15 protein-coding genes are annotated in these 14,446 nt (G+C 73.8%); 7 read left to right on the top strand and 8 right to left on the bottom strand.

The features are described 5' to 3' along the window. Positions 1-6: 6 nt before the first annotated feature. Positions 7-888, top strand: a complete 882-nt coding sequence (locus AB0G35_RS12105; protein WP_360947472.1) for a universal stress protein — start codon at positions 7-9, stop codon at positions 886-888. Positions 889-961: 73 nt separating this feature from the next. Here AB0G35_RS12105 and AB0G35_RS12100 read toward each other — a convergent pair whose 3' ends face one another. From AB0G35_RS12100 to AB0G35_RS12090, 3 genes are all read right to left on the bottom strand, one after another. Then, positions 962-1,816, bottom strand: a complete 855-nt coding sequence (locus AB0G35_RS12100; protein WP_360947470.1) for a universal stress protein — start codon at positions 1,814-1,816, stop codon at positions 962-964. A gap of 193 nt (positions 1,817-2,009) precedes the next feature. Continuing rightward, complete coding sequence (locus AB0G35_RS12095; protein ID WP_360947468.1) at positions 2,010-2,717, bottom strand: pyridoxamine 5'-phosphate oxidase family protein; 708 nt, start codon at positions 2,715-2,717, stop codon at positions 2,010-2,012. A 28-nt stretch (positions 2,718-2,745) separates the two neighbouring features. Then, complete coding sequence (locus tag AB0G35_RS12090; RefSeq protein ID WP_360947466.1) at positions 2,746-3,444, bottom strand: CBS domain-containing protein; 699 nt, start codon at positions 3,442-3,444, stop codon at positions 2,746-2,748. 321 nt (positions 3,445-3,765) lie between these two features. On the opposite strand from AB0G35_RS12090, the gene AB0G35_RS12085 reads away from it, so the two are divergent. Then, complete coding sequence (locus AB0G35_RS12085; RefSeq protein ID WP_360947568.1) at positions 3,766-4,689, top strand: nitroreductase; 924 nt, start codon at positions 3,766-3,768, stop codon at positions 4,687-4,689. A gap of 86 nt (positions 4,690-4,775) precedes the next feature. On the opposite strand, the gene AB0G35_RS12080 is transcribed toward AB0G35_RS12085, so the two are convergent. The 5 genes from AB0G35_RS12080 to AB0G35_RS12060 are packed head-to-tail and all read right to left on the bottom strand — an operon-like array spanning position 4,776 to position 9,459. After that, positions 4,776-6,716, bottom strand: coding sequence for an ABC transporter ATP-binding protein (locus AB0G35_RS12080; protein WP_360947464.1), 1,941 nt, complete (start codon positions 6,714-6,716; stop codon positions 4,776-4,778). Beyond that, positions 6,713-7,147: a lasso peptide biosynthesis B2 protein gene (locus tag AB0G35_RS12075; protein ID WP_360947462.1), complete on the bottom strand. Its 435-nt coding sequence runs from the start codon at positions 7,145-7,147 to the stop codon at positions 6,713-6,715. Before AB0G35_RS12075 ends, AB0G35_RS12080 begins: the two co-directional genes overlap by 4 nt. Next, positions 7,144-7,398 carry a lasso peptide biosynthesis PqqD family chaperone gene (locus AB0G35_RS12070; protein WP_360947460.1) on the bottom strand — a complete coding sequence of 85 codons (255 nt, stop codon included), beginning with the start codon at positions 7,396-7,398 and terminating at the stop codon, positions 7,144-7,146. Before AB0G35_RS12070 ends, AB0G35_RS12075 begins: the two co-directional genes overlap by 4 nt. A 38-nt stretch (positions 7,399-7,436) precedes the next feature. After that, positions 7,437-9,314, bottom strand: a complete 1,878-nt coding sequence (locus AB0G35_RS12065; RefSeq protein WP_360947458.1) for a lasso peptide isopeptide bond-forming cyclase — start codon at positions 9,312-9,314, stop codon at positions 7,437-7,439. Positions 9,315-9,348: 34 nt separating this feature from the next. Then, positions 9,349-9,459, bottom strand: a complete 111-nt coding sequence (locus AB0G35_RS12060; protein ID WP_107420947.1) for a keywimysin-related RiPP — start codon at positions 9,457-9,459, stop codon at positions 9,349-9,351. Between the two features lie 550 nt (positions 9,460-10,009). Here AB0G35_RS12060 and AB0G35_RS12055 point away from each other — a divergent pair. From AB0G35_RS12055 to AB0G35_RS12035, 5 genes are all read left to right on the top strand, one after another. Continuing rightward, positions 10,010-10,279 carry a hypothetical protein gene (locus tag AB0G35_RS12055; RefSeq protein WP_360947456.1) on the top strand — a complete coding sequence of 90 codons (270 nt, stop codon included), beginning with the start codon at positions 10,010-10,012 and terminating at the stop codon, positions 10,277-10,279. Positions 10,280-10,386: 107 nt separating this feature from the next. Further along, positions 10,387-10,617: a hypothetical protein gene (locus AB0G35_RS12050; RefSeq protein WP_360947454.1), complete on the top strand. Its 231-nt coding sequence runs from the start codon at positions 10,387-10,389 to the stop codon at positions 10,615-10,617. 287 nt (positions 10,618-10,904) lie between these two features. After that, positions 10,905-12,437, top strand: coding sequence for a phytoene desaturase family protein (gene crtI, locus AB0G35_RS12045; protein ID WP_360947452.1), 1,533 nt, complete (start codon positions 10,905-10,907; stop codon positions 12,435-12,437). After that, on the top strand, positions 12,434-13,423 hold the full coding sequence (locus AB0G35_RS12040; protein WP_360947450.1) for a phytoene/squalene synthase family protein: 990 nt from the start codon (positions 12,434-12,436) through the stop codon (positions 13,421-13,423). Before crtI ends, AB0G35_RS12040 begins: the two co-directional genes overlap by 4 nt. Further along, positions 13,420-14,433, top strand: coding sequence for a DUF5914 domain-containing protein (locus AB0G35_RS12035; protein ID WP_360947448.1), 1,014 nt, complete (start codon positions 13,420-13,422; stop codon positions 14,431-14,433). Before AB0G35_RS12040 ends, AB0G35_RS12035 begins: the two co-directional genes overlap by 4 nt. Positions 14,434-14,446: the final 13 nt, after the last annotated feature.

Below are 14,446 nucleotides of genomic sequence, written 5' to 3'. Positions count from 1 at the left end.
ACAGCCATGGAGCCGGAAGTGATCACCGTGGGGCTCGACGGCTCTACGGAGAGTCTGGCAGCGGCACGATGGGCAGCCGACGAGGCGGACCGACGGGATTGTGTGCTGCGGCTTCTGCACGCCTGGATCCTGCTGGCCGCCGAGGCCCCCGACACACCCCCCGAGCGCGACCAGAACGCCCGCGCCCGGCAGCTCGTGGGCCGGGCACGCGAAGAGGTGCACGACCGCCATCCCCAGGTACAGGTCATCGAGGACCTGGTCGGTTCGGAGGCGCTGCCGGCGCTGTTGTACGCGGCGAACGATTCGCGGATGGTCGTGCTCGGGACCCGTGCGCTGACGGCATGGGAGAGCTATGTGCTGGGCGATGTCAGCCTGGACGTGGTGGGCCAGGCCGATCGGCCGGTCGTGCTCGTCCGCGGCGGCTGGTCCGCGGAGGCACCGCGATCCGGGTCCGAGGTCGCGGAGCCGCGCATCGTCGTCGGGATGAGCCTGCATGGGCCCTGCGACCCCCTCCTGGACTTCGCCTTCGACATCGCGGCGAGCCGTGGCCTGCCGCTGCAGGCCGTGCACGGACGCGCCCTGCCGGCTGCCGCCTATGTGCCGTGGGGGATCGAACCGGACGTCGCGGAGGAAGTCACCAAGGAGGCGGACGGTGAGCTGAGGGAGGCGATCCGCCCGTGGCGGGAGCGCTTCCCCGACGTACCGGTGCGCCTGACCGTGCTGCCGGAGAGCCCGACCCGGGCCATGGTGCAGACGGTGCCGGGCGCCGAGCTCCTGGTCGTCGGCCGGAGGAGGCACCATCCGTTCCTCGCACCCCGGGTCGGGCCGGTCGCGCACGCCGCGATGCACCATGCCACGTGCCCGGTGGCCGTGGTGCCCCACGACTGAGATGGCCCCGGGCGACTGAGACTGCCCCGGGACCCGCCCGTGCGGCGTGTCCCGCGGTGTGTCCCGCGGCCGTTCAGATCCGCGGCACGACCGCCACGGGGCAGCGGGAATGGTGCAGCACGGCGAACACGACGGGGCCGAGCAGCATCGGCGTCCGCTGCAAACGCCGCCCCACGACCAGCAGACTCGCCCGGGAGCAGGACTGCAGCAGGACCGGGGCGATCCGGCCCCGTTGGAGGTCCGCGACCACGTCGACGCCGGGGAACTTCGCCCGCCAGGGCGCCAGAACGCCGGCGAGCTTCCGCTCCTCCTCGGCCGCGAGCTCCGCTTCGTCCGGCGGGGCCACGGTGGTGGGCACGCACTCCACCACGGGTGGCTCCCACGCCCGCACGGCCCGCAGGCGCGTGTGATGGGCCTCGGCGGCGGTGAACGCGAACTCCAGCACCGCCTCGCCCCGCGAGCCGGCTTCCTGGACGCCGACCACGACTTCGGGCCGCCCGTAGGCCGCGGTCTCCTCCTCGCGTACGGTCACCACCGGGCACTCCGCGCGCCCGAGCACGTGCAGGCTGACCGAGCCGAGCAGGAAGCCGGCGATGGCGCCGTGGCTGCGCGAGCCGAGCACCATCATCGTGGCCAGAGGACTGCGGTCCACCAACGCGTCGACCGCTTGCTCCGCGACCTGCTCGGTCGTCACCGGGACGTCCGGATGCAGCTCGTGCGCCATGGCTTCGGCCGCGCCGAGCACCTCGTCCCCGTAGTGCTTGCGGTCCGTGGCTCCCCGGGCACCGGGGAGGACCGGCGGCTGCGAGACCCAGGAATGGAGGAGGTGCAGCGGAAGGCCGCGGGCCGCCGCCTCGGCGGCCCCCCAGCGCACCGCCGGCACGCTGTTCCCGGTGCCGTCCAGACCTACGACAACAGACCCGCCCATGACGTACCTCCGCGGCCAGGGCTCGGATACCGGCTTCCTGATTCCAGCATCGCTGCGGACCGGGACGGAGCCCATGGGCCGAGTGGGCCCCGGCGGGGGCCGGATGGCGGGGCGGGCGTCGCCGCCCCGGACACGCACGCCGAAGGACGACCGGACGCCCTGCCCGTTCTGCCGCAAGCGGACGGCGCGATGATCACGACGTGGTCGTCGAGGGCGCACGAGCCCCCATGACGCGGATGCGCCGTCCGGTGATCCGGATCGGATGGAGCGAGATCCAGAGGTGGCGCCCGTCGCCGATCCAGGGGCCGGTGTGCGCGTGCTCGTCCAGCCGGCGGCACTCGGCGACGTTGGTGACCGCATGGGCGGGCCCGACGACCAGGACGCTCCACCCCTGGCTGAAGGCCTCGTCGAGGTGGTCGACCTCCAGCGCGACCTCCCGGCCGGCCGCGGCAGCCGGGCCGGATTCCGGCGCGGTGCGGTAGGCGATCACCTCGTCGGCGACGGTGTAGTTCACGGGGAATATCGCGGGCGTGCCGTCGACGGTCACCGCCACCCTGCCGACCCCATGGGTGGAGAGCAGACGACGGCACTCGCTAGAGCTGAGGACCAGCACCTCTGGATGGTCCGCCGCCGTGCCGAAGCCGGCCGGAAGATCCACCGTCCCCCCGGCGAGCTCGGCCGCCGTCGTGTCCAGCGCACCGGCGAGGCGCAGCAGGAATCCGATACCCGGCTCGGCAGCGCTCTCCTCCACGTACCGGAGGTACTCCGGCGAGGCGGCGGTCCGCGCCGCGACCTCCTCCCGGGTCAGCCCCAACTGCTGCCGGCGCAGCGCCGCGCGCCGGCCGAGGTCACTGCTTGTCCGAACCGGCTCCGACGGGGGATCGGGCTGCTTGTGCGTCATCGTGCACACCTCCCTTCGGCAAGGCTCGTCACGCGTGGGCCGGTCTCCGCCCGGGGGATCCGGCGGGTCCGGCCGCATCGGCGGCCACGGCCGGCCGCAGCTCCTCGGAGACCGAGACGACGCCGTCGACGCCGGCGCACATCCGCACGAGGACGGGGATCAGCAGCGGATCGTCCACCGAACCGTGCAGCGTGACCTGGCCGCCCGCCACATCGGCGGTCACGCCCGCCGCACCGAGGCGCGCGGTGCGTCCGATGACCTCCCGGGCGATCTCATCCTCGATGGCCTTGTCCTTGCGCAGGAAGACGCGCAGGAGGTCGCTCCGGCTGACGATGCCCAGCAGCACGTCCGCCTCGTCGACCACGGGCAGCCGCTTGACGTTCTGGACCTCCATCAGCCGCGCCGCCTCCACCACCGTCCACTCCGGGTGCGCACACACTGCCGGCGCGGACATCAGCTCGGCGGCGGTGCGCCCCTCGGCCCGGGCCCGCTCCCACGCCTCCAGGTGGGGCATGGGCGTCCTGCCGGAGAGGTCGGACCGGTCGGCCGCCTTCCGCAGCAGGTCGGCCTCCGAAACGATGCCGGCGGGCCGGCCGAGGGCATCGAGGACCGGTACCGCGCTCACCGCGTTGTCGGCCAGTACCTGCGCGATGTCCTTGAACGGCGTATCGAGCTGCACGCTGACGACCTTCCTGGTCATGAGCTCGCTGATCGTGCGGTGTTCCATCTCCGGCTCCTTCCGCCCGGGCGGACCTGGGCGCGGTGCTCACCCGCCGGCTGCGTGCCCGGGTGCTTCTCCAGCCTGGCCGCGGGGGACCGGGCGGGGGATGAGCCGATCGGCCCCCGCGCGGTGGCCGGCAGGCCCGAAAGGCCCGGGTGGCCCATGGACAGGGCCCTACGGCCCCTGATGCCAGCCCGGCACGACCACGATGCTGGAGAGGTTCAGCGATCCCCTGCCCGCCGCTCCGGGAGGCACCCGGTGTTCACCAAGATCCTCGACGACACCCTGGTCACGAGCCTGGTCGCCGATGCGGTCAGCGCGCCGTCCATGCACAACGCCCAGCCGTGGCGCTTCGGCTACGCCCGCCACAGCCGCACCTTCACCCTCACCGCCGACCTGGACCGCGCGATGCCCCAGGCCGATCCGACCACCCGCGGCATGCACCTGGGCTGCGGAGCGGCGCTGCTGAACCTACGGGTGGCCGCGGCCCATGCCGGCCACCGCACCTGGACCACGCTCCTGCCCGACCCGCACACCCCGGCACTGCTGGCGACCGTGCGCCTGGACGATCCGCACGGCCGCGCCGACGAAGCCCTCCCCGACCTCCACCCCGCGATCCGCGAGCGCCACACCAGCCGCTACCCCTTCACCGAGCGGCAGATCCCGGAGGCCGTCCGCACCGCGCTGACCGACGCCGCGGCCCGGGAAGGCGCCCAGCTGAGCTTCCTCACCGCCGCGCACCGCGACACCGTACTGGACCTGATCAAGCACGCCGAGGGCTACAACCGCATGGACGACGCCCGGGACGCCGAACAAGCCAGCTGGACCCGCGACGCCGACACCGGACCGTCCACCGAGGACGGCATCCCGGCCTACGCCTTCGGCCCCCGCAAGCGTGCCGGCTCCACTCCCGTCAGGGACTTCGCCGGCCGGCACGCCACGCCCGACCGCGGCTACGCAGACTTCGAGAAGCACCCCCAACTGGCGTCGCTCAGCACCGCCGGGGACGGCCCCGCCGACTGGCTGCGCGCCGGCCAGGCACTCGAACGCGTCCTGCTCGTGGCCACCGCCGAGGGAGTCGCCGGTTCGTTCGCGACCCAGCCCGTCGAATGGCCGGACCTGCGATGGATCCTCCGCGACCCCGTCACGGGATCCGGTCACGTGCACATGCTCCTCCGCCTGGGGTACGGCCCGCAGGGACCCCGCACACCACGACGTCCGGTGGACGAGGTACTGACGATCACGGCGTGAACGGCCGTCCCAGCGAACCAAGTTGAGGGGCCGTCAGGTTGAGCCCAGTTGACGGGGCGTCAGGCTCGCACCAAAGGCCCACGCCGTCACTCCGGGCCGGGCGGGGCAGGGGGTACGGCCGGGGCGGGCGGCGTCGCGCCGGTCGCGCGCAGCATCTGGCCGGCGGCCAGGCGGCGGTAGACGGGGCTGGTGGTGAGCAGTTCCTCGTGGTGCCCGGAGGCAGCGGTACGGCCGTCTTCGAGCACCACGATCCGGTCGGCGTGCTGCACCGTGGAGAGCCGGTGCGCGATCACCAGCACGGCGCACTCCTGGGCGACGTCCTTCATCACCCGGGTCAGCGCCGCCTCGTTGAGGGCGTCCAGATGCGCGGTCGGCTCGTCGAGCAGGAGCAGTGACGGCCGCGCGAGCAGGGCACGGGCGAGGGCGACCCGTTGCCGTTCACCGCCCGACAGGGTGCCGCCGCGTTCACCGAGCACGCCGGACAGTCCTCCGGGCAGCCGTGCCACCACTTCTTCCAGCTGGGTGAGTTCGATGACGCGCCGGACCTCGTCGTCGTCGGCACCGGGGACGGCGTAGGTGAGGTTGTCCCGCAGCGTCCCGTGCACGACGTGGGTGTTCTGGTCGACGACGGCGATACGGGCCCGGCACTTCGCGCGGCCGAGGGCGGGCGCGGGCCGGCCGTCGAACAGCAGGGTCCCGGCGTCCGGTTCGTAGAACCTGGCCACCAGCGCGAAGAGCGTGCTCTTGCCCGCCCCCGACCGGCCGACCAGGGCGACCTGCCGGCGGTGCGGGACGTCGAAGGAGACACCGCGCAGCACCGGGCGGCGCGGGTCGTAGCCGAAATGGACGTCACGCAGGACGAGTGCCGGTACCGCGTCCCTCCCGGGCGGCCCCGCCCGCCGGGACGGACGGGCACCGACGGCCGCCTTCTCCCGCTCGGCGGGCTCTGCGGGCTCCCTGGACTCCCCGGGTTCCGCGGGCTCCCCGGGTTCCGCGGGCTCCCCGGGTTCCGCGGGCAGGGTCAGCACCTGCTCGATCCGCTGGTACGCCCCCATGCCGCGCTGGATCAGGCCGACCGCCCGGAACGCCGAGGACAGCGGCAGGACCAGATAGGACGCGTACAGGAGAAAGGCGACCAGATCGCCGAGCGAGTTGGCCCGGCCGTTCACCCGCAGACCGCCGATGACCAGGACGAGCAGGAACGAACCCTGGACGGCGAGTTCGACCGCCGGACTCATCATCGACGCCAGTTTCGCGGTCCGCACGCCCGCGCGGTACGCCGATTCGACCCGCTCCCCGATGCGCCGCGCCTCGCGGTCCTCGGCACGGTGCACCCGCACCATCGGCAGGGCGCCGAGTGCGCGCTCCAGGTCGGCACAGATCGCGCCGACCGAGTCCTGCATGCGCTCCGAGGCGGCCCGGATGCCCTTCAACAGCGAGGCCACGACACCCGACGCGGCGGCGATGGTCACGGCGATCAGGAGCAGCAACAGCGGGTCGAGCCACACCATGAGCACCAGCGCGCCCGCCCCGACCAGCGCACCGGACACCAGGTCCGACAGCGCCTGCGCCACCACCTCGCGCAGGAGGGTGGTGTCGGCGGTGACCCGCGAGATCAGATCGCCGCTGCGGTGCCGGTCGTACTCCCTCATCTCCAGACGCAGCAGCCGCGCCACCAGCCCGTGGCGCAGCCCGCGCACCACGCCCTCGCCCGTGCGCTCCAGCAGGAAGCGCCCCACCGCGCCGGTCGCGGCCTCGGCCCCGAAGAGCGCGGTGAGCAGCAGCAACAGGGGCCATGGGACGGGCCCTCGGCCGCTCCCGTCCACGATGTGCTTCGCGACGAGCGGCTGGGCCAGCCCGAGGCCGGAGCCGACCATGGTGAGCGCGGTCGCGACGGCGATCGAGGACCGGTGGCCCGCGGTCAGCCGGAACAAGGTGACCACCGCGGCCCGGGTGGACCGGCTCCCGCCGGATGCGGACTGCTGTGAGCCGGGCGAGGCCGGCACCTTGCCGCTGGCGGCGGTCATGTGTCCGTCCGGCTCACCGGCGCGACGGCCATGAGGCGGGTGAAGTAGCCGTCCGGCACCCCTTCGGCCACCGGGCGGCCCTCCGCCTCGATCCAGGCGTGCGCGGTGAACGGGGGCACCACCCGCACCCCCGTGCACCAGGTGGGCCACGTGCCGCGCAGCCGGCAGAGCAGGGCGGCGCCCAGGGAGCGCGGCAGACAGCCGCGGGGGCCGGCGCAGCGCAGGCTCGCCGCACACATCGCGTCGCGCGCCGCCGCGGCCTGGGCGGTGGAGGCGGGTGTGGCACCGCGGCGGACGAGGGAGAGGACCGCCCGGAGCCGGCGCGGTGGCAGGAGGGCCAGGGCGAGGGCGGGCAGCAGGACGATGCGGGCGGCGAGCCGTCGGGTGAAGGGGACCCCGGCCGGCCGGTCCAGTGCGCTCGGGGTCGTCATACGGCCAGCCCGGACGCCCGCAGTTCCTGGACCAGCGTGGCGACGTCCTGTGCCGCCTGCGCCCGGTCGATGTCGAACCGCGCGACCAGTGCGTCGACGGCGTCCCCTTCCTCGCCGCCGTCCAGCAGGGTCCTGACCACCAGCGTTCCGGTGGGGTTGAGCTCCCAGTAGTCCCCGCTGCGCTCGTCGAGAAGTACTGTGCCGTAGTCGGTCTCCGCCGTGGAGACATCGGCGCCGAACCGCAGTGCCATGGTGAGAGCCTTTCTGTCGTGGCCCGCTGAGGACGTGCCTAAGAGGCGGGCGAGACCGTGTGGTGGGTGGTGCCGGGCTCGGTGGCGCGGGCGAGGCCGCGCAGCCACACTTCGCAGGCGATGGTCGAGTACAGGATCGCGTCACGCAGTCCGGGCGCGGAGGGGCGCCGGGCCAGCCGGCGCAGGGCGTCGCCGTCCACCAGCCCGAGCTGTTCCAGCCGGGAGTCCTCCCAGAGCGCCATCAGGTCGCCGCGGTGTTCCCGCAGCCCGTTCGAGGCGTCCATCGAGGCCTCGGCCTTGTTGCCGCGCCGCAGGCACACATCCGGTACGACGCCCTGCATGGCGGTGGCCAGCAGGGGTTTGTAGCGCCAGGGCGTGACGCGCTCACCGGGGCGGACCGTGAGACATGCCTCGATCACCCGGTCGTCGAAGAACGGCGACGCCATGGGCACCCCGGCTCGTGCGGCCATCCGGTCCCACTGCCGGATGATGCGGGTGCAGGAACGGATCTGTTCCAGGTCGGTGTGCAGCCCGCGGTCCCGGTGCAGGGGAGTGGCCCGCCCGGCCGCCGCGCGCAGCGCCTCCCCGGCCAGCCGTTCCGCGTCCGGGCTGACCCAGTCGAACAGCCGGGGGGTCATTCCCCAGCCGAGACTGCCGGCAACGGACGGCGGCTGCGGACCGCGCAGCCGCTGGCCGGCGTCGGCCAGCCACTTCCCGTACGGCCGGGAATCGGCCAGCGCCCGTACGGTGCCGCCGAGCGGCCACTCCCACAGGGCCCGGAACCCGCGCAGCTGGCGCACGGCGAAGAGCGGACGGGTCCGCAGCAACCGGTGGTAGTAGGCCTCGGAGCACCACGCCACGTGGTCGCCGCCGATACCGGTCAGGTGCAGCCGGCTGCCCCGTTCGGCCAGCCCCGGCAGGTGGTGCAGTACCCGGGAGCGGTCCATCACGCCGATGGTCGGTTCGTCCAGCAGGTCGTCGATGTCGAGCAGGTCGGTGTAGACCAGCGGCGAGTCATCGGCGTCCCAGACGACGTGTTCGACGTCCGGGAGGAAGCCGGCGGCCTGTTCCGCCCAGTGCAGGTCGGTGTCGGCGGGATCGCGTCCGGGCCAGGTGCTGGCCACCACCCGGGCCGACGACCGCGCGGCCAGGAAGCAGATCGAGGTGGAGTCCAGCCCGCCGGAAAGGTCACAACTGACCACGCCGCCCTGTTCGGTGCGGGCATCGACGGCCGCGGCCAGCGCCTCCCGCACGGCGGGCGCACCGTCGGCGAGTGAGCGTGTGGGTTCGGGCGGTGTCCACCAGCGGGACCGCCGCACGGTCCGCCCGTCCGCCGCGACGATCAGCGCATCGTGCGGAGCTACGGCCGTGACCCCCGGAAACATCGGCGCCTCGGACAACGGATGGGGCACCGGCCACAACAGCCGAACGGCCAGCTGTGCCACGTCCGGACCGGCGCCGAGCGCGTCCGCGAGGACGTCCGCGCTGGTGGCGGCGACCTGGATCCCGTCGACGGCGGCATGGAACACCAGCCGGAGGCCGGACGCCGTGCCCTGCACCCTGAGCCGCCCGTCGAGCGCGCCGACGAGATGGAAGCTCCCGGGCAGTGTGCGCGCCAGTTCGTCGAGCTCGACGAGGTCCCTCAACTTGCCGGCGTACCACTGGAGTTGGGCCGGGTCGGTCGGACAGCACCCGATGACGGCGAGCGCCGCCCGGCCGGCGCGTGCGGTGACGATTTCGCCGTCATCCCAGTGACCGACCAGCCACGGCCGGCCCGATTCATGGGTCAGGGTGCGGGTTCCTGGGCGTGAGAAGGAGCAGGAGCGGGCCACGGCGGCCGCATCCGCGCGGTCGGAAAAGACCGCGAAGTGCGCGTCGCCGGGGCCCGGTCCCTTGCTCTGGTGCGAATCAGCCATGGATTCGATTCAACGATCCGTCAGCCGTCCGCGGTCAGTTCTTGCTCAGGACGAGACGGTCGTTGCCGGAGCTGTTCAGGAGTCCGGTCTTCTTCCGGAACGTCCCGAGGCGGACGAGGGTCGGTGCTTCGTAAGCCTTCTTCATGGCGTCTCCTCCATCGTTGGTCGCGTCCGCCTCCCTGGTCAGGCCGTGCAGCCGGGCATGCCGGCCCACGGCCGTACCGGTGCCCGGGCCCATCGGGAGCCCGGAACGGTGAGGCGGGGCGTTCGCAGACGAAGCTAGTGGCGGGTCCTCGCCCCTCTGCAACCCCCAAAAGGAAAGTACGATTTTCCGCTTAGCCGTAAGATGGCCAATGCATCGATCTGCCAGGTAAATGGCTTCGTAAAAAGTGAATCGAATTCAGCGAGTAAATTCCGCGGCAACGAAACGTTTTGAACTGCGCTTCCGGAACCCGACCCTCGATCCGGTTAGGGGGAGGGCGCACGACAGTCGAAAACGCGCCGCCGGGTACGCCTGCCACAATCGGCGCGGCGAAAAAAGTGGCCCACGGGTGCCGGTAGCCAAGGGCGCGGGCGTCGATCAATGGGCCGCCTCGGCGAAGGCCAACCCCCGCAAAGCGAGTTGCGCACTGTCGTAGCGGCCCTCGGTCGTGGCTTCGAGATCGAACCCATGGGCGACCACGGGAGGGTGGCCGATGACGTCGAGCGCCCGGCTGGGCAGCACCTGGCGTGTCGCTTCCGAGCCCCTCGCCCGGCACGCCACCAAGCCCGAGGCGGCCGAAGTCGGCGAGCGGGAGGTGCGTACCTGGTTCCGCGAGCGCGACCTGCTGCCCGGCGGCCTGGAGACCGTCATCGACGCCGACAGCACCCTTGAGCAGAGGGTCGACCGGATCATGCGCGAAACCGGGCTGGCCGGCCTTCCTCCGCGCGAGACCGACCGTACCCACCCGCCACCAGGGGCCTGAGCGGCAGACGCCGCCGCATTGCAGACGTCTGTCCCCGGGGTAGCAGTCGGATAACTTCTGCGTCCAGCGGTGTACCGGGGCAGCGGGCCCGGGTAGGTTCAGCGCCCATGACAGAGGACGTCGTGGGCATCGACCGGCAGCAGCTGATGGTGCGGGCGCTCCAGGAATTCGCGGCACGCACCGACGAGCAGCTGGACTGGACCCTGGGGCTCGTCCGGCACCGGATCGGGAACGCCCGCCGCTTGGGCATTCCGGTGCCCGAAGACCTCGCCGACAGGGTGGCACGGCTGTGCGAGAAGCGGAACTGGCCGCTCGATGAGCAGGAGCAGCGGGACTGAGGCCGGTGTCCACCGGACGTCGCGGCGACCGGGGGTTTTGCCGGTGTGTCCGGGGCGGTTACGGGGATTTCGCCGCGGGGCGTGGTCAAGTGAAGGCCGGCCCCGGCCGCGCCCCCGTGGCGCGTCCAGGGACGCAGGCGGGGCGGTGACGTGCCGGATCGCGGTGCGCCTGCCCCTTGGCCGGCGAGACCGTGAGGAGCTGCGATGCGCCGTCGAGGCGGGACCGCACCCTGCGCCCCAGCCCGTGCTGCCCGGGCGGACAGGAATGAAGCGGGAGGCGGGGCCCGGTGAGGGGCCTGCGAGGGCCCACCGATCACGTCGTGGTGGTCGGAGCCGGACTCTCCGGATTGTCCGCCACCCTGCATCTGCTCGGTGCGGGCCGCCGGGTGACCGTCGTCGAGCGGGCCGAGCTGCCGGGCGGGCGGGCCGGCCGGGCCGACCGCGGCGGCTATCGCATCGACACCGGACCGACCGTGCTGACTATGCCGGACCTGATCGAGGAGGCCTTCGCCGCCGTCGGTGAGCGGCTCTCGGACCGGCTCGTGTTGCAGGAGCTGCACCCGGCGTACCGGGCCCGGTTCGCCGACGGCAGTGAGCTGGACGTGCACACCGAGCCGCAGGCCATGGAAGCCGAGGTGGAGCGGTTCGCCGGCCCCCGTGCCGCCCACGGCTACCGGCGCCTGCGGCGGTGGCTCACGCAGGTGTACCAGGCACAGCACCGCCGCTTCATCGACAGCAACTTCGACTCGCCGTTGCAGCTGCTGCACCCGGACCTGGTGCGGCTGGCCGCGCTCGGCGGGTTCGGCCGGCTCGACCGCCGCATCGGTCGCTTCCTGGCCGACCCGCGGCTGCGCAGGGTCTTCTCGTTCCAGGCGCTGTACGCGGGGGTGCCGCCCGCCCGGGCCCTGGCCGCCTACGCCGTCATCGCCTACATGGACACGGTCGCCGGGGTGTACTTCCCGCGCGGCGGCATGCATGCGCTGCCGCGGGCGATGGCCGACGCCGCCGCGGCCGCCGGTGCCGCCTTCCGCTACGGCACGCCCGTCACCCGGCTCGAACGCGCCGGCGGCCGGATCACCGCCGTGGTCACCGAGCACGAGCGGATCGCCTGCGACGCGGTGGTGCTCACCCCGGACCTCCCGGTCACCTACCGCCTGCTCGGCCGGCGGCCCCGGCGGCCGGTCCGGCTGCGCCACGCGCCGTCCGCGGTGGTCCTGCACGCGGGCGGCGCACGGACCTGGCCGGGCACCGCCCACCACACGCTCTCCTTCGGCGCGGCCTGGGAGCGCACCTTCGACGAACTCACCCGCCACGGGCGGCTGATGAGCGATCCCTCGCTGCTGGTGTCCCGCCCCACCGCCTCCGACCCGACCCTCGCACCGCCGGGCCGCCATCTGCACTACGTCCTCGCGCCCTGCCCCAACACCGAGACCGGACCGGGCGCGGAGGCCTGGCCCGCGCTCGCCCCCCGCTACCGGGACGGTCTGCTGTCGCTGCTGGAGCGCCGGGGGTTCACCGGGCTCGCCACCGCCGAAGACCTGGGCACGGTCACTCCGGCCGATTGGGCGGTGCAGGGGCTGGCCGCCGGTACGCCGTTCTCCGCCGCGCACACCTTCGCGCAGACCGGCCCGTTCCGCCCGCGCAACCTCGTCGGCGGCACCGAGAACGCCGTGCTGGCGGGATGCGGCACCACCCCAGGCGTCGGCGTCCCCACCGTGCTGATCTCGGGCAAGCTGGCCGCTGCCCGGGTGACCGGGCTGCCTCCGCACCGTTCCCGCACCGGCGCGCCACGGCCGGCCGACCGGACCGTACCGGCATGACCGCGCGCGAACTGACCGCGGCGGGCATCACCGATCCCCACCTGCGCGCCGACTACGCCCACTGCCGCCGGCTCAACGCCCGGCACGGCAGAACGTACTTCCTGGCCACCAGGCTGCTGCCCGCGGACCGCCGGCCGGCCGTGCACGCCCTCTACGGCTTCGCCCGCTGGGCCGACGACCTCGTCGACGACCCGCCGACCGGCAGCAGCACCGCCGACCGCGCGCGAGCGCTCTCCGCACTGCACCGGAGCCTGCAGGACGCTCTGCGCGGCGACCCGAGCGCGGAGCCGGTCGTCCGGGCGGTGGCGCACACCGCAGCCAGGTACGACATCGACCACGGCCACTTCGCCGACTTCCTGACGTCGATGCGGATGGACCTGGTCGTCACGGACTATCCGACCTACGCGGACCTGCGGTCCTACATGCACGGTTCGGCGGCGGTGATCGGCCTGCAGATACTGCCCGTGCTGGGCACCGTCGTCCCCCGCCACGAAGCCGCCCCGCACGCCGCCGCGCTCGGCGTCGCCTTCCAGCTGACCAACTTCCTGCGGGACGTCGGCGAGGACCTCGACCGGGGCCGCGTCTACCTGCCCGCCGACCTGCTGGCGGCGCACGGCGTCGACCGCACGCTGCTGCGGTGGAGCCGGGACACCGGCCGCCCGGACCCCCGTATCCGCAACGCCCTGGCGGCCGCCGCCGAACTCACCCGCGGCGTCTACCGGGAGGCGGCCCCCGGCCTGGCCATGCTCGACCCGTTGTCGCGTCCGTGCATGCGCACCGCCTTCGTGCTCTACGGCGCCATCCTCGACGCGGTGCGCGAGGACGGATACGCCGTGCTGCACCGGCGTGCGGTGGTCTCCCGCCGGCGCCGCGCGGCCACCGCACTGGGCGGACTGGCCCGATCCGTCGCGGCCCGTCTGACCACCCCGCCGCCCGCCGCCCCGCGGGAACGGACGCCGCAGCCGGCGCAGAAGGAGAGCGCATGAGCCCGCACCCCCGTCACCGCCCACGCCTCCCGCTGCGGCTCCGGCGCAGGCCCGAGCGGTGGGAGCGGCAGCGCCCCACCTGGCGCGACGCCCGGCCCACCGTCATCGAGGGGGCGCTGAAACGGGCGCTCGCCCGCCGGTCGGGCAACTGGTTCGTGCTCGGCGCGGCCCGCGACATCGGGCACCGGAAGCCGTTCGGACGCACGGTGGCGGGCGTCGAGGTGGTCGCCTGGCGCGACGCCACCGGGCGCCTGGTGGCCGGACCGGGGGCCTGCCCGCACCTGGGGGCGCCGCTGGCGGAGGGCGCGGTGCACTGCGGGACGCTGCGCTGCCACTGGCACGGACTCGCCCTGGACGGTGCCGCGTTCGCCGGCTGGGAACCGTTCCCCGCCCACGACGACGGAGTGCTGGCCTGGGTCCGGCTGGACGCGGCCGGCGGCGAACAGCCCCTGCCGGGGCCGGTGCTCCCGGACCGGCCCGGACCAGCCGGCACGCTCGTCGCCGTGCACACGGCCGTGGGGGCGTGCGAGCCGGAGGACGTCGTGGCCAACCGGCTGGACCCCTGGCACGGGGCGTGGTTCCACCCCTACTCGTTCGTGGACCTCGACGTGGTCGGCGCACCGACGGAGGCCGGCACCGAGGGCCCGGACGCGTTCCTCGTCGAGGTCTCCTTCAAGGTCGCCGGGCGCGCGGTGGTTCCGGTGACGGCACGCTTCACCGCCCCGGAGCCGCGCACGGTGGTGATGCACCTCGTCGACGGCGAGGGGGAGGGGTCGGTGGTCGAGACCCATGCCACGCCACTGGCTCCCGACGACCGCGGCCGGCCGCGCACCGCGGTGGTCGAAGCGGTCCTGGCCACCTCCGACCGCCCCGGGTTCGCGCTGGCCCGCGCGGCGGCTCCGCTCGTGCGCCCGCTGATGCGGGCGGCCGCCGGCCGGCTGTGGCGCGATGATCTCGCGTACGCCGAGCGCCGTTGGCAGCTGCGCCACAGCGGCCGCTGTCCGGGCTGACGGCCCCCGGCAT

The organism is Streptomyces sp. NPDC021749 (assembly GCF_040640655.1).
Lineage (GTDB): Bacteria > Actinomycetota > Actinomycetes > Streptomycetales > Streptomycetaceae > Streptomyces.
This window is presented reverse-complemented; position numbering and strand designations above follow the sequence as displayed.